This window comes from Rubrivirga litoralis, from assembly GCF_031846415.1.
GTDB classification, from domain to species: domain Bacteria; phylum Bacteroidota; class Rhodothermia; order Rhodothermales; family Rubricoccaceae; genus Rubrivirga; species Rubrivirga litoralis.
In genome coordinates, this window is the sequence record NZ_JAVRHT010000003.1 from 1 (window position 1) to 15211 (window position 15211).

12 protein-coding genes are annotated in these 15211 nt (G+C 74.4%); 2 read left to right on the top strand and 10 right to left on the bottom strand.

Annotation, left to right across the window (positions count from 1 at the left end; all coding sequences use genetic code 11):
• Positions 1-352: 352 nt before the first annotated feature.
• From RM540_RS02205 to RM540_RS02215, 3 genes are all read right to left on the bottom strand, one after another.
• Entirely contained in the window at positions 353-1435 is a 1083-nt protein-coding gene (locus RM540_RS02205) for a hypothetical protein (protein ID WP_311661736.1), read from the bottom strand.
• An 80-nt stretch (positions 1436-1515) separates the two neighbouring features.
• Complete coding sequence (locus RM540_RS02210) at positions 1516-2265, bottom strand: carbonic anhydrase family protein (RefSeq protein ID WP_311661737.1); 750 nt, start codon at positions 2263-2265, stop codon at positions 1516-1518.
• Between the two features lie 132 nt (positions 2266-2397).
• Positions 2398-2646, bottom strand: a complete 249-nt coding sequence (locus RM540_RS02215) for a hypothetical protein (protein WP_311661738.1) — start codon at positions 2644-2646, stop codon at positions 2398-2400.
• A gap of 90 nt (positions 2647-2736) precedes the next feature.
• On the opposite strand from RM540_RS02215, the gene RM540_RS02220 reads away from it, so the two are divergent.
• Entirely contained in the window at positions 2737-3237 is a 501-nt protein-coding gene (locus tag RM540_RS02220) for a DinB family protein (protein WP_311661739.1), read from the top strand.
• A 31-nt stretch (positions 3238-3268) separates the two neighbouring features.
• On the opposite strand, the gene RM540_RS02225 is transcribed toward RM540_RS02220, so the two are convergent.
• The 3 genes from RM540_RS02225 to RM540_RS02235 all read right to left on the bottom strand — a co-directional run bounded on the left by RM540_RS02225 (position 3269) and on the right by RM540_RS02235 (position 5947).
• Positions 3269-4096 carry a sugar phosphate isomerase/epimerase family protein gene (locus RM540_RS02225; protein WP_311661741.1) on the bottom strand — a complete coding sequence of 276 codons (828 nt, stop codon included), beginning with the start codon at positions 4094-4096 and terminating at the stop codon, positions 3269-3271.
• A complete protein-coding gene (locus RM540_RS02230) occupies positions 4093-4761 on the bottom strand; it encodes a hypothetical protein (RefSeq protein WP_311661743.1) in 669 nt (222 codons plus the stop codon). The genes RM540_RS02225 and RM540_RS02230 overlap by 4 nt, the downstream gene beginning before the upstream one ends.
• Before the next feature lie 76 nt (positions 4762-4837).
• Positions 4838-5947, bottom strand: a complete 1110-nt coding sequence (locus RM540_RS02235) for a hypothetical protein (RefSeq protein WP_311661744.1) — start codon at positions 5945-5947, stop codon at positions 4838-4840.
• Between the two features lie 217 nt (positions 5948-6164).
• Here RM540_RS02235 and RM540_RS02240 point away from each other — a divergent pair, with 217 nt between their 5' ends.
• Positions 6165-8096: a dynamin family protein gene (locus RM540_RS02240; protein ID WP_311661745.1), complete on the top strand. Its 1932-nt coding sequence runs from the start codon at positions 6165-6167 to the stop codon at positions 8094-8096.
• A gap of 242 nt (positions 8097-8338) precedes the next feature.
• Here the strand turns inward: RM540_RS02240 and RM540_RS02245 are convergent, their stop codons facing one another.
• From RM540_RS02245 to RM540_RS02260, 4 genes are all read right to left on the bottom strand, one after another.
• Positions 8339-9748 (bottom strand): type II and III secretion system protein, encoded by a 1410-nt coding sequence (locus tag RM540_RS02245; protein ID WP_311661747.1) that lies wholly within the window; start codon positions 9746-9748, stop codon positions 8339-8341.
• Between the two features lie 98 nt (positions 9749-9846).
• A complete protein-coding gene (locus RM540_RS02250; protein WP_311661748.1) occupies positions 9847-11061 on the bottom strand; it encodes a hypothetical protein in 1215 nt (404 codons plus the stop codon).
• A gap of 81 nt (positions 11062-11142) precedes the next feature.
• Positions 11143-13575: a hypothetical protein gene (locus RM540_RS02255; RefSeq protein WP_311661749.1), complete on the bottom strand. Its 2433-nt coding sequence runs from the start codon at positions 13573-13575 to the stop codon at positions 11143-11145.
• 25 nt (positions 13576-13600) lie between these two features.
• A complete protein-coding gene (locus RM540_RS02260; RefSeq protein ID WP_311661751.1) occupies positions 13601-15004 on the bottom strand; it encodes a type IV pilus twitching motility protein PilT in 1404 nt (467 codons plus the stop codon).
• Between the last annotated feature and the right edge of the window lie 207 nt (positions 15005-15211).

Consider the following 15211-nt stretch of genomic DNA (forward strand, 5'->3'; position numbering starts at 1 on the left):
GCCAACTCTGAGCCTCCACCCAACGGGGGGAGGTTGGGAGGGGGGACTAGGGCGGCCACCCCGCCCGAGACGCCCGCTCGGCGTCCGTCCCCCACCCCGCCCTTCGGGTCCGGTCCTTCCTCGGCGGGGGAGGGAGACCCTCTACTACGCGCTCTGAAGGTTCGCTGTGCACCCGCCCCGCCCCAGCGCCCACTACAAAGTCCCCTCCCCCGCTGGGAGAGGGACAGGGCGGGGACACGGGCGGGGTGGCGAGCGCCTCGCGAACTCAGCGATCTCGTGTACCAAACAGGTTCTGGGGGCGGGGCGGTCCGTGCGCCACCCCGCCCGGGCGGGGCGGTCTGGCCCCGGCCGCTCAGAACGCGAGCTGGCCCTGCAGGATGACGAGGTGGGCGTCCGGGAGCACGGCGCCGTCGCGGTACTGGTAGGCCAGCGTGAGGCGGGCGCGGTGGTAGGGACCGCGGAGCGCGCCGCTCGGGCTGTAGCTGAGCCCGGCCGTGAGGTAGTCGTCGGCGTCGGCGTCCGTGTCGGCCCAGAACCTCTCGGCGCGGGCGAACGCCTCGCCGTGGTCGAGCACGCGGACGGCCCCGAGCGCCGAGAGGCCGACGGCGCTCTGGCCGCCCCGCCCGTCGTCGGCGTACCGGAGCGCGAGGGCGTCGAGCTTGAGGCGGACCGGCTGGTTGCCCGGCACGGCCCCCCAGTACAGGTGGGCGCCGCCCGTCGTGTAGCTCCGGCCGCCGGCGCCGCGGTCCGTCCGCTCCGGGCCGGCCGCGTTGAGCCCGGCGAACGCGCCGACCTCGACGCCGCCGCCGACCTGGTGCGACGCCGCGGCCGACACGGCGAGCCCTGACGTCTCGGGGCCGCCCGCGACGTCGGGGTTCGAGATCCCCTCGCGGACGTTGCCCGCCGCCGGGTTGAGCGTGCCGGCCCCGTTGTGGACCGTGAGCGTCGCGAGCGTCCGCCCGCGGGCGACCGTCACGTCGACGCCCAGGTCGCGGCCGTCGCCGCCGACCGTCCCGGCCAGCCACCGCTCGGCGACGACCGCCCGGTCGACGGCGTCGATGAGGAAGTACGGCGTGAGGATGCCGCCGCGCGGCTGGGCGACGGGGAAGTAGCCGGCCCGGGCCTGCACGCCTTCGGCGAGGGCCACGAACGCGAACAGGTCGACGCTCTGGACCCGCCCCGCCCCGCCGTCGACGTCGTACTCGACGCCGGCGAGGTCGCGGTACAGCACGCGGACCTGGAGGCGGGCGCGGCGGATGCCAGCCCCGTACCGGACCTCGTCGTCGCCCTCGGCGTCCTCGACGCCGACGCTGACGCGGGGCTGGATGCCGCCGGAGACGACGAGGTCGAAGTCGGGCGCGAGCGGCGCGCGCTGGGCGCTCGCGGGCGGGGCGGCGAGCAGAACGACGAGGGCGGCGGCGGCGGAAAAGCGCACGGGCTGGGATGCAGAGCGGCCCGGAGCACGAACGCGCGCTCCGGGCCGCAGGAGGAAGGGCGGGAGTGGGGGCGGGGCGGTTAGCGGCCGATGGTCTCGGACGTGAGCATCGAGTCTTCGAAAAACTCGACCTCGCCCGTCGCCACGTCGTGCATCGCGCCGATCACGATGAGGTCGCCCGCCTCGACGAGCTCGTGGAGGACCGGACTCCGCTGGACCACGTTCTGGACCTGAATATCGACGTTCTCACGGGCGACGGCGTGGACGAAGTCCTTGTTGGCCGCCGTCCGCGGCCCCTCGATGTCGTTCACCGAGTAGATGGCCGGGGCGATGTTGGCGAGCGTCGACGTCAGGTTCCCCAACTCGACGTTGTCGCAGGCGCCCTTGACGGCCCCGCAGTCGGTGTGGCCGAGGACGACGAGCAGCTTCGCGCCGGCCACGGCCGAGGCGAACTCGAGCGAGCCCAGCATGTCCGTGTTGACGAAGTTGCCGGCGATCCGGGCCGAGAAGATGTCGCCGACGCCCTTGTCGAAGACGATCTCGTGCGGGACGCGGCTGTCGATGCACCCGAGGATCGTGGCCATCGGGTACTGGCCGCCCGCCGTCTGGCGGACTTGGTCGAGGAAGTCGCGCGAGACCGCCTGCTCGTCGACGAATCGTTCGTTGCCGTCTTTGAGGCGCTGGAGCACCTCCATCGGCGTGAGCGCAGCCTGGCTCTCCGCCGTCAGGGCGACGGCCGGGTCGTAGTCGTAGGTCGCGACTTGGGCCTCGGTCGAGGCGCAGCCAAGGAGAAAGAGGGCGGAGGCGAGGGTAAGGAGTCGGGAAGTCATGGGTCTGGGAGGGCGGCGCCCGCGTACAGCGGACGCGTAGATCGAAGGCCGGGTAGCCCGGGGGAGCGAGTCGGTCACCCCGCGCGGGAGCGGGGTAGGGGAGAGGCCGGCACTCAGCGCCGGCCGGTCGACCTACTCCGGGGGCGGGACGGCGGGCGCGGCCATCCACACAGGCGCCGCACGGCGGGCACCGGGCGGGGCGGGGTGGGCAGCAGGACCCACCGCCACTGCTGGGGCGCCGTGGAATGCCTCCTCCTCCGCCCCGCTCTCGGCCGGGGTCTCGGAGGCGTGCGCGGTCCCGTGGACTTCGACCGCGGGTGGAGCGTCGGGCCACGCCGTCGCCGCCCCGCCCGCGAGGACCAAGGCGGCAAGAGCGAGCAAAGACGTCCACCATGACATGCGTGTGAAAGTCTGCCCGCTCTTGGCCCGTTCCCCCGGCGGTCCGCCTTCTTCCCTCCTTTGCATACGCTCGTGCCCGCCCCGCCCCGCTCCCTCGCCTCCGATGACCGCCTCCGTCACGAGGTGGCGGCCCTGCTCCAAGGCCGCCAGGCCCACGTCGACGCACGCGCCGCGCTTGGCGGCGTGCCTGCCGACCGCGTCGGCGACCGCGCGGGCGGCGAACACTCCTTGTGGGAGCTGCTCTGGCACCTCCGGTTTACCCAGGCCGACATCCTGGAGTTCGTTCGGTCCCCCGGCTACCGAACCAAGGACTGGCCCGCAGACTACTGGCCCGACCGCCCCGCCCCGCCCCACGGCTCGGAGTGGGAGGCGACTCGGCAGGCGTTCCTGGCCGACCTCGACGCGCTCGTCGCTCTCGCCGAAACGGGCGACCTGTTCGCCGAATTGGACCACGCGCCGGGCTACACGCTGCTCCGCGAGCTGCTCCTGGCCGCCGACCACGCCGCGTACCACCTGGGGCAGGTCGTCGCGCTCCGCCGGCGGCTCGGGCTGTGGCCGCCGGACGAGCCGTGAGGCGGTGGGCGGGGCGGCTCCGTCCGCGTCGCTACGACCGCCCCGCCCCCGCGGCGGCCCGCGTCGCCGTCCGCGCGAGGCGCACGAGCGCCGTCGCCGCGGCCAGCCCGTGCTGGGCGGGCGGGGCGGGGAGGGCGTCGAGCACGAGGGGGCCGTCGAACCCGGCCGCCGCGAGCGCCGCCAGCTGGTCCGCCCACTCTGCGGCGCCCTCGCCAGGCGCCGCCTCGGCCCACCCCGCCCCGCCGGGCGGGACGGCCCCGTCGCGGACGCCGACACAGACGACATCGACGCCCGCTCCGAGGAGCGCGTCGAGTCCGGCACCCGGCGCCTCGCCGGCGGCGAGCGCGTCGGACGGGCGCCAGTCGGCGCCGACGGCCTCGTGGCCGGTGGCGCTCAAGAGGGCGGCGAGCGCGGCGCCCGTCTCCAGCCCCGTCCCCGCCCCGTTGCGGACGGCGAGGCGGACGCCGCGCGCGCCGGCCACGTCGCCCGCGCGGCGGAGGGCGCCGGCGGCTACGTCGGCGTCGTACGGCCCGCCCTCGCCGCCCAGCGCGCCCGTGCGGACGACGCCGCACCCCAGCCGGACCGCGAATGCGGCTGCCTCGTCGAGCAGGGCGAGGTCGTTTAGCCACCCCGCCCGCGCCGACCACGGCCCCTCCAGCACGCCGGGGTCGACGGCCACCACCGGGAGGTCGGCCTCGTCCAGGCGCCGCCGGGCCGCGGCCTCGTTTACGAACGGCACGCGGTCGCCCACGCCGCCCACCGTCCGCAGCGAGACGCCCTCCAGGCCCCACAGGAGCGTGTAGTGAACGGCCCGCTCCAGGTTGGGCGTAACGACGTCGGGGGTCCAGGCGGGTGTCATGGGGCGGGCGGGGTGGGTACGATGGGCGGGGCGGCGGCTCGCTCCAGGACCGCCCGAACTACGCGAGCGGCGAGGTCGGGGGCGTCGGCCGGAACGCGGGTGACGGGGACGCCGCCGACGACGTCGGGGACCGCCCCGCCACCCACGACGACGACGGCCGCGACGGCCGGGCGCGGCCACAGGGGCGAGCGGAGCGTGAGCGACACGCCTTCGCGGGCGCTGTACGTCCCGGGCCACAGCGCCACACGGACGGTCCGCTCGGGGACGACCTCGACCAGGGACAGGGCGACAAGGACGCGGGCCGCCTCCAGAACGTCGGCCGCCGCCGCCTCGCTCAGATTGGCCGCGACCACGACGAGTTCGGACGCTCGGCTGGGCACGCGGCCCGGCACGAATCCGCCGACGAGTGGGGCGCCCACGCCGGTCTCGAACAGGTCGCCGGCGAGCGGCGTCACGCCCGCGGCGCGGAGCGCGCGCACGGCGACGGCGCGGCGCGCGGCGGGTGACGGGGCCGCCGCGATCGAGTCGCGAAGCGCGGCGACCGCGGCGGAGTCGGGGGCGACTGTGCTCGGAGGGCGCACGGCGCTCTCCGACCCCGCGCACCCGGCGGCCACGAGGCATGCCGCCAGTGCGAGGGCGAGCGGGGCGGGGCGGGGTGAGGGCATGGGCAGGGGGTATAAAAAGAGGCCGCCCCGCCCAAGCGGGACGACCTCTCAAGGTCGGTCAGAGACCCTTAGTCGATCATTCGAAGCCGACCGTGAGGCCCGCCGTGAAGCCGACCGACGGCTTGATCGAGTTGGCGCCACCGATCGGGTACCCGAACTCGGTGTACTCGTCCAGCACCGCGCCCTTCACGAAGAAGGCGGCCGGGAAGCTCGGCGGGGTGATCCGGAGGTACGGGGAGACCGTGCCGGCGTGGCTCCCGATCCCCCTCGTGTTACCCACGTCGAGGACGGTCGGGTTGTTGAGCCGCGTCTGGATCTGGAGCGCCGCGCCCAACTCGAAGACGCTGATCTTGACGCCGGCGCCGAGCAGCATGTTCAGGATGTCGTCGTCCTGGTACGTGGACTCGTCGAAAGCCGTGTTCTCGTCGTTGTCGGCGTCCTGGAGCATGTAGTAGTCGATCCCACCGAACACGCGGAAGTGGTCGCTCGGAACGTCGAAGTCGGCGCCGAAGAAGATGGCGTCGCGGCCGCCCGACGTGGCCAGCTCCGTGGGCGGGACAACGGGACCAAAGGGCGTGTCCACCGCGGCCCCGAACTCGCGCGCGTCGCCGAGATCGAAGATGTACCCGCCGTGGAGGCCGACGACGCGGCCGCGAGCCGATCCGAAGACCTTGAGGCTCTGGAGCCCGAAGCTGCTCTCGATGTCGTCCGCGAGGAGGCCGCCAGCGGCGTCGTCGCGCTCGAACTTGTTCTTCGCGAGGTTCAGCTGGGCGCCGCCGCCGAGCTGGAAGACCGGGAAGCTCACGAAGTTGATCTGACCGCCTACGGTCAGCCGCTGCGTGACGATGTCGCCGTTCGTGCCGGCGACCTGGAGCTCAGCGTCCTCGCCCCGGGTGTCCCAGACGTCGTCGACCTGACCGTACCCGTATGTCACCCACAGCTTGATGGGCGCCACAGCGGACGGCGTGCCGAACGCGTACGTGTCCTGCGTGATCGAGCGGGGCGTCTCGGCCTCCTCGTCCTGAGCGAACACGCCGTCGGAGACGTCGGCTGGTGCAGGCGTAAAGGCGGCGGTGTAGACGGAGTCGGAGGGGACGTCCAGAACCGGCGACACTGAAGCGTCGTCGGCTGGGGCGCCGAGGGCGAAGGTTCCGGCGAGAAGGCCAGAAAGTAGCACGTTCGTCATGAGGGGGCCTCGGAGTCGAGGGAAGTCGGGGGGGACAGGAACAGGAACGGCGTGGAGCGGCCGGTGTCCTGTGGGGGGCTCCTAAGCGGCCCGAGCAAGGCGGTTCCGCCGGTGACCCCCGGGGGACAGAGTTTCGCCCTCTCAGGCGCTCTTATAAAGCCAGGGGCGGGCTCCGCGTACCTTCTTCGTGCACGCTCCCCACTCATTTCCCACTCGTATGGACTCCCCGGCCCGGTCCGCCCACGCCTTCCTCGACCGCGAACGGGGCCTTCTCGCCGCGCTCGGCGCGCTCCTCGACCGCGCGGCGGCCCCCGAGCCCACGCGCCGCCGCACCCACGACCTCGCGCAGTCGCTCGACGAGCTGTTCCTGCTCGTCGTGGCCGGCGAGTTCAACGCCGGCAAGTCGACGCTCGTCAACGCCTTGTTCGGGCGGCGCGTGATGGAGGAGGGGCCGGTCCCGACGACCGACAAGATCACGGTCCTCCGCTACGGCGAGGCCGACGAGACCCACCGCCGCGGCGACTTCGTGACCGAGCGGACGGTGACCGCCCCGCTCCTCGAAGGCCTCGCCCTCGTCGACACGCCGGGCACCAACTCGATCGTCCTCGAACACCAGGCGCTGACCGAGGACTTTATCCCGCGCGCCGACCTCGTCCTGTTCGTGACGAGCTACGACCGGCCGCTCTCGGAGTCCGAGCGCCAGTTCCTGACGTACGTCCGCGGCGACTGGGGCAAGCAGCTCGTCGTCGCCCTCAACAAGGCTGACCTCGCCGACACCGAGGCGGCGCTCGCCCAGGTCGTGGCCCACGTGCAGGACGGGCTCCGCGGCCTGCTCCGCGAGACCGACGACGGTGAGGCCCGCCGCCCCGCCCCGCAGGCGAGTCCGGGCGCAACCGCCCCGCCCGAGCGGAGGTCCGGGAACGGTGCCGGGCGGGGTGGGGGAGAGGGCGGGGCGGTCCCGCTCGTGTTCCCGGTCGCCGCCCGGCTCGCGCTGGCCGCCAAGCTCGACGCCGCCCCGCCCGCTTCGTCCAGTGCGTCGGGCACGGGCGGGGCGGGCGACGTGCGGACGGACCCGCGGTGGGAGGCCAGCCGCTTCGGCCCGCTCGAACGGTTCCTCACCGAGACGCTGACCGACGACGCCCGGCTCGCGCTCAAGCTGGCCGCCCCGCTCGACGCCACGCGCGCGCTCGTGGCCGACGCCCGCGCGCGCCTGGAGGCCCAGCGCGGCGTGCTCGCGGACGACGAGGCCGGGCTCGCCGCGCTCGACGGCCGCTTTGCCGAGGTCCGCGACGCGCTCTCCGAGACCGTCGGGCGGGCCGTGGCCGACGTCGACCGCGAGCTGCTGGAGCTCGAAACGCGCGGCGTCCGGTTCCTCGACGACGCCATCCGCGTGTCGCGCCTCAACCTGCTCCGCGATCGGAACGCGTTCCGCGAGGAGTTCGCCCGCCAAGTCACGCGCGACGCCGACCGCCGGGTCGAGGCACGGCTGGGCGAGGCCGCCGACGCCGTGCTCCGCCGCGTGTTCGAGCTGTGGAACGAGACCTACGCCCGCCTCGCCGACCTCCGCCGCGACCGGACGACGGACGGCGGCGGGTTCCTCTACGACCGCGACGAGGTGCTCCGCGACGTGCTCCGCGAGGCGCGCCGGACGGTCGACCAGTACGACATGCACGAGGAGGCCCGGCGCCTGCTCGAAAACGCCCGCGCCGCGATCACCGTGGGCGGGGTGACGGCGGCCGGCATCGGCACGCTGGCCGTCGTCCTCATCGCGGCCACGGCGTTCGACGTGACGGGCGGGGTGGTCCTGGCCGGCGCGCTCGCCACGCTCGGGTTCGTCGTGCTCCCGGTCCAGCGGCGCCGGGCCGTCCGCGATTTTACCGACCGCGTCCGCGCCCTCCGCGCGGACCTGGAGGCGGGGCTCCGCCGCGAGCTCGACGCCGAGGCCGACGAGGCCGTCGGGCGCGTCCGCCGCCTCGTCGAGCCGGTCGCGTCGGTCGTCGCCGCCTCGCGGGCCTCGCTCGACGCGGCGCTCGCCGAGGCCGACCGCATCACGGCCGAGGCCGCCGCCCTCCGAGCCGACGTCGAGGCCGCCTTCGGGGCGCCGCTGGAGTCGGTGGGGCAGCTGGCCAGTGGGTCGGGGAGTCGGTGAATCAGTGGGGCGGTGGGCCGCCCCGTCCGTGGTGCCGCCCCGCCCGTAGTGCCATCCTGTAGCGTCGTTGCATGCAACGACGCGACGCCGACGCCGGCCGTTCGCAGGCGGGGCGGGGTGGTCGAGCGCCGACCACGTCGCCACCCCGCCCGGACACGCCGCCGCCCCGCCCGCGACAGAGTGGGGCGGGGCGGGGCGGGGCGACGGACCTACTGACTCACTGGCCTGACTGACCCACCGGCTTACTGGTCCACGCGGACGGGGTCGGCGGGCTCCGGCAGCTCCAGCCGCTGGCCGGAGCCGGCGTTAAAGCGGTCCATCCGCTCGCGGACGTCCTCGCGCTCCTGGCGGAGCAGCGAGCGCGGGAGCTCGCCGGCCTGGCGCGTGCGGAGGTCGTCGACGACGCGGGCCTGGAGGACCACGATGAGCTCCTTTTTCGTCACCTGCTTCTGCTTGTACGAGAACAGGTACTTCAGGATCGGGATGTCCTTGAGGATGGGCACGCCGCTCCGCGTGAAGCTCTCCTCCTGCGAGGTCAGCCCGCCGATCGCGCGCATCTCGCCGGAGAGCAGCGGGATCTGGGTCGTCGTCGAGTTCTTGTTGATCGCGATCCCGAACGCCGACGGCGTCCCCGACGACTTCTCGACGTTGACGTCGAGGTGGATAAACTCGACCGGCGCGCCCTCGCGCTCGTCGACGATGAGCGTGGGGAGCGCGTTGATGATGACGCCGGTCGAGACGAACGACGAGACCGTGTTGCCCGAGAAGTCGCGGAGGTTGATCGGGATGTCCTGGCCGCTCTGGATCTTGGCCGTCTCGCCGCTCTGGACGGTGGTGAACGGAGCCGCGATCGTCTGGCCGAACCCCTCCTGCTCGAGGTAGCGGAACAGGTTGAGCAGGAACGAGAGCTCGATCCGGTCGGACGAGACCTCGAGGAACCCGTCGAGCGCGTCGAAAAAGGTCCCGCCGTCGACGTAGAACGTGGGCCGAGCGCCCGCGTTGCCGGCCTGCTCGCCGCCGCCGCCCCCGACGCCGCCGCCCTGCCCGCCGCCCGCCCCGCCCTGCCCGGCCGCCTGGCCGAAGAGGGCGGCCCAGTTGGTCCCGACCTCGCGCGAGCGGCTCGTGTTGAGCTCGAAGATGATGGCGTCGATGCGGATCTCGCGCGTGTCGGCCGTCGCCGGGAGCGTGGAGGCCGCCGCCGCGACCGGCCCGGCCGCCCCGATCGGCGTGGCCACCTGTCCGTCCGATGTCGTCGCCACGACGGCCGGGTCGGTCACGATGAAGTAGCCGTCGGACTCGGCAAAGTCCAGCCCGCCGCGGTCGAGCACGAGCTCGAAGGCGTCCACAAAGTGGACGCCGCTGAGCGAGACGCCGATGGCGTCCTGGCGGTCGAGCGGGTCGACCACGCGCTTGCCGGTCACGCGGAAAAACGTCGGGTTGACGAGCCGGAGGAACTGGTCCATCGGCGTCGACGCCGGGAACGAGACGAGCTCGGCCGGGGGCACGTATCCGCGGACGAGCTCGCTGGCCTGGGCATGCGCCGCGGGCGCCCCGAGGGTCGGGAGCGCGAGGGCCGCCAGGAGCGCGGCCCCGAGCAGGGACGGCGAGGCCAGCGCCAGGAGGCGTCGGGGGCGGGGGGCGGGGTGGGTCATGGTCGGGGAGGTGGGCCGGCAGACGTACGTATCGGCGGGCCGGGGGGCGGGTAAAGCGCCGTCGCGTCGGGCGGGGCGGGGGCGGGGCGGTCGGCCTCTCAGCGGCGGGCGCCCCCGGACTGACGGATCATCTCGTTCAGCTCGTCGACCGTCCGGCCCCGCGAGCTCTGGCTGGGCGCTGGGGCCGCCCCGCCCCGGAGGCGCCGGAGCATCTCGGCCTCGCCGGTCGAGACGCCGACGCGCTCCTGGCTGGGCGAGGAGCGCGCGGGCGAGGAGGCCGGGTAGAGGCCGGCGGCGTCGGCCTCGGGCGTGCCCGGCGCCGGCGGCGCCTCGTCGAGCGTCGGACCGGGCACGACCTCGCCGAGCCGGGGCGGGGCACGGTCGAAAAACTGGCGGTAGCGCGGCTCGGTCTCGAGCTCGAGCGTGACCCGGTCGCGGACGCCGCCGCGGTTGAGGTCGACCGTCACGCGGGCCTCCTGCGGGTCCACGTTGGCGATCCGCCCGAGGTAGACGCGGTCGCCGGCCCGGAGCTGGCGGAGCTCGCCGCCCCGCTCGAACACGGCCGCCCCGCCCACGACGCTCACGAGGGCGTCGGCGCCGACCTCGACGAGGTCGTCGACGTTGGCCGGCAGCGCGTCGAGGACGAACGGGAAGAACGGGTTGACGGCCACGCGGCGGGCCGGGAACGCCTCGGGCGGCGGCTCGACGGCGCCCTCCGGTGCGCTCACGTCGCGGTCCGACGAGAAGAAGGCGTCGACGGTCATTGAGAACGAGGCCAGAACCGTCTCGCGGCCCGGCGACGCCTCCCGCCCGTACGACTCCTCGGTCGCCCCGACCGTCACCACAGACTTGTCGATCGAGAGGTCGCGCACCTTGTAGAGCGCCCGGCTGTTCTCGAGGTGCCACAGGAAACCGAACAGGCTCTCGAAGTACGCCTCGCCCGTCACCTGGTAGGTGTACGACGAGGCCGCCGCGCCCGGCGTCACGCCGACGAGCGAGAGGTCGAAGCGGTGGAAGCCGCGCGCCGAGAGCGCGTTGAGGTAGGCCACGACGTCGGCCGACGAGAGGGACGACGGGAGCACCTTGTAGCGGGCGTTCCACCGGGCGAGCGTGGCCGCGGCCTCCTCGCTCGCGGCCGTCTCCTGGAGCAGGAGCGACTCGACCTCGGCGTCGCGGTTCTCGATGGCCTCGATGTCGGCCTCGATGGCGTCGATCTCGGCGGGCTGCACCCGCTTCGTCACGTAGTACCCCCCGCCGACGGCGACGGCCAGAAAGGCGGAGAGGATGAGCGTGTTGAGGACCTGGTTCGACATGTCGGGCGGGGTGGTCGGTCGCCGGGGGCGGGGTCGGGCGGGGCGGAGGAGTCTCTTGCTCGGCTCGGGCGGGGCGGGGCGCTACGGGCTGGGCGGCGCGGCGTCGGGGGCCGGCGCGTCCAGGCCGCGGAGCGGCTCGGGCGCCGCCCGTTCGAGGTCGGCCTCGGCCCGTGCGCGGAGCACGCGCGAGACCTGCGGGAGCTCGGGCGGCTGCGTAAACCGGAGCCGGTAGGCGTAGACCGGGAAGCCGCGGATGTCCTGGTAGGTGACCTCCTCGATCGTCGCGCCCAGCCGCTGGGCCAGCCCGACGACCCGGCCGCGCTCGGTCGCGAAGCCGGCGAGCGAGACGTCCGCCCCGCCCGGCTCCCACTGCTCGATCCACGCCCCGCCCGTGGCCGCGGCCGCGCGCGTGGTGCGGAGCAGGGTCTGCGTCCAGCGGTCGGTGTCGAGAAGCAGCGAGTCGAGGGCGACGAGCGAGGCCGTGAGGCTCGCTTGGCGGAGGCGGAGGCTGTCGATTCGGGCCTGGAGCGCCGGGGCCGAGAGCCGGGCCTCGGGCGGGAACTCGGCCAGCCGCTGCTCGGCGTCGGCGATGTGCCCCTCCTGCGAGACATAGAGGTAGCTGAAGTAGAGCACGCTCATAAACAGGACGGCGGCGACCACGAGCGTGTGCCAGCCGACCGAGAACTCGACGCGGCGGGACCGCTTGCGGAGCGCGTCGGGGAGCAGGCTCGCGTCGTCGAACGGGCTCCGCTTCGCCGTGCTCAGGTGGCCGGCGAGCGCGGCCCCGGCGGCGCCGACGAGGACGGGCGCGAGCGGCCCGTAGGGGCCGACGAGCCCGAACCGGGCCAGCCCCTCGCGGAGCGTCTCGATGCGGGCGTCGGGGTAGAAGGCGGCGAACCCCTGGACGAGCTCCTTTTCGCGCTCCTCCGACGCCACGACCACGTTGTGGACCACGCCGACGCCCTGGACGTCCTGCTGGAGGAGCACGCGCGAGCACACCGTGTCCGGCCCGTCGAGGGCGGTCACCGACTGCATCTTCTCGTAGTGCCGGACCCGGTCGCCCGAGAGCAGGAGGACGACCGTGTCCTCGGCGCCCACGCGCACGAGCGCCGTGTTCTCGCCGGGCTCCGGGGCCAGCGTCATCCGCACGAGCCCGACGAGCAGCGGGACCTCGGCCTCGATCGTGCGGAACGACGTCTTGCGGTGCGCGCTCTGCTCGCGGAGCATGGCGAGCGACTCGGCGACCGGCTCGGTCGGCTCGGGCACGACGGCGAGGTAGCGGCGCGTCCGGTCGCGGGGCGTCATGGGCACGAACGCGACCCGGTCGCGGTCGACGCCGGCGCTGAGCTCGGGGAGCCGTTCGAGGAGCCGCTCGCGCTTGACCGGCGCCGAGCCGGCCGCCTCGGGCGGGGCGGGCGCGTCGGCCGCCTCCCCCTTTTTCTTTTTGTCCCGGTCCTTCCGCTTGTCCTTCTGCTCCGGCGGCACCTCGACCTCGACGTACTCGACGTCCGGGGCGCCGACGGCGAAGGCGAGGGCGGGGCGGCCGAACCCGGCCGAGGCGCACTCTTCGAGGATGTCGCGGACCTCGAACACGATGGGCTGAACCGACGGCCCGACCCCGCCGACGGCGTCGGGCTCGAAGCCGCCGCCCAGGCCGCCGTCGAGCCCGTCGTCGAGGCCGGCGAACTCGGCCGAAAAGTCGATCTCCGCGGCCGCCTCGAACTGGACCGACACGTCGCCGTCGGCGACGTCGTCGAACAGGAGCTCGTCGGAGCCCGGGACGTCGTCGGGCGAGAGGGCGAGGCCGCCCGCGAGGTCGCCGCCCTCGCTCCGGTGGCGGACGAACTGGCGGAGCGGCTCGTAGCCTCCGTCCGCCGGGCGGACGAGGAGGCCGTAGACCTTGGCCGGCGTGACGTGGAGGCCGAGGACGAGGTCGTCCTTGGCGCGCCTCTTCGGGGCCGGCCGCGCCCCGCCCCGCTCGGGCGCGCGCTCGGCCGGCGGCCCGGCCACGGGGCCGGCGCTGATGGTGGCGGCCTCGGCGAACGAGACGTCGTAGGCGTCCGGGGCCTCCGCCCCGCCCTCGTCGGGCGCGTCGAACGGGGACCCGAACGTCGGCGCGCCGGCGGCCGGAGCGTTGCCCGCCCCGCCCGGAGCCGCGGGCGGGGCGGAGCCGCCCTCGGGGAGCGCGGCTCCAAACGAGGGGGCGTCAAACTCTGCGGTCTCGAAGGCCGTCGCCCCGAAGGCGGCAGCGCCGAACCCGGCGTCCTCGAAGCCCTCTACGTCGAGCACCTCGCCCCCGGAGCCCGCCCCGCCAAAGTCGCCGAGGTCGCCGAACGCCGGGACGTCGGCGGCCGACGCGTCGAGCGCGGGCACGTCGTCGGGGAGCGGCTCGAACGCCCACCCCTCGGGAGCGGCGCCCTCGGGGGCGCCCGCGGAGGCCGCCCCGCCCAGGCCGTCGTCGGGGGCGGGGCCGTCGTCGGCGCCGTCGTCGGGGAAGATCATGGAGTCGCTCATCGGCGTGGGGCGGGGCGGGGCGGCGCTAGCGGCCCTGCATGAGTTGCTGGAAGCGACGCTTGTTGTTGCTGTACTGGAGCCCGGTCTCGGGCGTGATCTTGCGCTCGCGCGCGAGCCGGTAGAGGTCCTGCTCGAGCGTGGTCATCCCCTGCCGGCCGCCCTCCCACATCATCTGGTAGATCTCGCCCGTGTTGTTGTTGTGGATGGCCGCCTTGACCGACGCCGTCACCCACAGGACCTCCTTGGCGAGCACGCGGCCGCCGCCGATCTTCGGCGGCAGCTTCTGCGAGACCACGCAGTTCAGGACGTCGCCCAGCCGCGAGCGCACGCGCTCCTGCTCGAAGGGTGGGTACTCGGCCACGATGCGGTCGATGGACTCGACGGCGCTCGCGGTGTGGAGCGTCGAGAACACCTTGTGCCCGGTGTCGGCCGCCTCGATGGCCGAGTCGATGGTCTCGGGGTCGCGCATCTCCCCGATCATGATGATGTCGGGGTCCTGGCGGAGCGCCTGGCTCACGCCCACCTTGAACGACGGCACGTCGGGGCCGACCTCGCGGTGCCGCACGATGCACCGGGCGGGGTGGTGGACGTACTCGAGCGGCTTGGCGATGATGACGATGTGGCCGTCGAAGTCCTGGTTGTTCGCGTCGATGACGGCGTCGAGCGTCGTCGACTTGCCCGAGCCCGTGACGCCGGTCACGAGGGCCAGCCCGGACCGGACGTTCGAGAACAGGAGGCCGCGCTGGATGACGGGGTGGAACCCCAGCGACTCCAGCCCGCGCACCGTCTCGTTCACGGCGCGCAGACACACGCCGAGGTGCTGGTTGTCGAAGTAGGCCGTCGAGCGGAACCGCTTGCGGGCGCCGTCCTCGCCCTCGACCTGGTACGAGAAGTCGGCCGACTGGGCGGCCCACAAGTCGCCCAGCTGGCGGTCGGAGAGGAGGTTGAGGATGAGGAGGTCGACCTCGTCGTTGGAGGCGATGCCGAGCTCGAAGTGCGGCGTCTTCTCGCCATCGACCCGGTACCACACGCGGCCCGACGTGGCCGGCCCGCCCATGTCGAGGTCCGACGCCTCCATGCCGTGCATCCGCGCCGCGTACTGGTCCACGACGTCGCGCATGGCCCCGCGGTGCTCGGTCGGCAGGCGCCCCACGGCCTCGGCGTAGAACTTGAGCCGGTCCTCGCCGGCCAGCAGCCGCGGGGCCGACCGCGCGACCTGGCGGACGAAGGGCGGGATCCGCTGGAACCCGTCGGCGTCGACGCCGGCCGAGGGAGCGGCGCCCAGGCCGGCGGCGCCCGGGCCGGCCGCCGGCGCCGTCCAAACGGGGGTCGTGCCGGGCAGGGCTCCGGGCACGGCGCCGGCCGCAGCGTGGGGCGGGGCGGGGGGCGCGTCGGCGAGCTCGCGGGGGGAGAACGGGGAGGGCGTCACGGGGGCGGGGCGGGGTGGCGGCCGGGGGCGCAAGGACTGCGCCGCGCCGGCGGCGGGCGCGGAGGTGGCCCGTGGGGTATCGCCGCCCCGCCCGGCGGCCCGCGCCGCGCCCCTCTGGCGGGTCGATCGGTAACGCGGGCCTTCCGAAACCACCCCCTGGGCGGGGCGGCGCTCGCGGGGCACCGCCCCGCCCGGGCTCGCCCCGCT

What these genes read in the sequence shown, in the direction of transcription:
- RM540_RS02210 (WP_311661737.1), bottom strand. Translation starts at nt 2,265, where the DNA reads ATGACTTCCCGACTCCTTACCCTCGCCTCCGCCCTCTTTCTCCTTGGC.
- RM540_RS02225 (WP_311661741.1), bottom strand. Translation starts at nt 4,096, where the DNA reads ATGACACCCGCCTGGACCCCCGACGTCGTTACGCCCAACCTGGAGCGG.
- RM540_RS02230 (WP_311661743.1), bottom strand. Translation starts at nt 4,761, where the DNA reads ATGCCCTCACCCCGCCCCGCCCCGCTCGCCCTCGCACTGGCGGCATGC.
- RM540_RS02235 (WP_311661744.1), bottom strand. Translation starts at nt 5,947, where the DNA reads ATGACGAACGTGCTACTTTCTGGCCTTCTCGCCGGAACCTTCGCCCTC.
- RM540_RS02240 (WP_311661745.1), top strand. Translation starts at nt 6,165, where the DNA reads ATGGACTCCCCGGCCCGGTCCGCCCACGCCTTCCTCGACCGCGAACGG.
- RM540_RS02245 (WP_311661747.1), bottom strand. Translation starts at nt 9,748, where the DNA reads ATGACCCACCCCGCCCCCCGCCCCCGACGCCTCCTGGCGCTGGCCTCG.
- RM540_RS02250 (WP_311661748.1), bottom strand. Translation starts at nt 11,061, where the DNA reads ATGTCGAACCAGGTCCTCAACACGCTCATCCTCTCCGCCTTTCTGGCC.
- RM540_RS02255 (WP_311661749.1), bottom strand. Translation starts at nt 13,575, where the DNA reads ATGAGCGACTCCATGATCTTCCCCGACGACGGCGCCGACGACGGCCCC.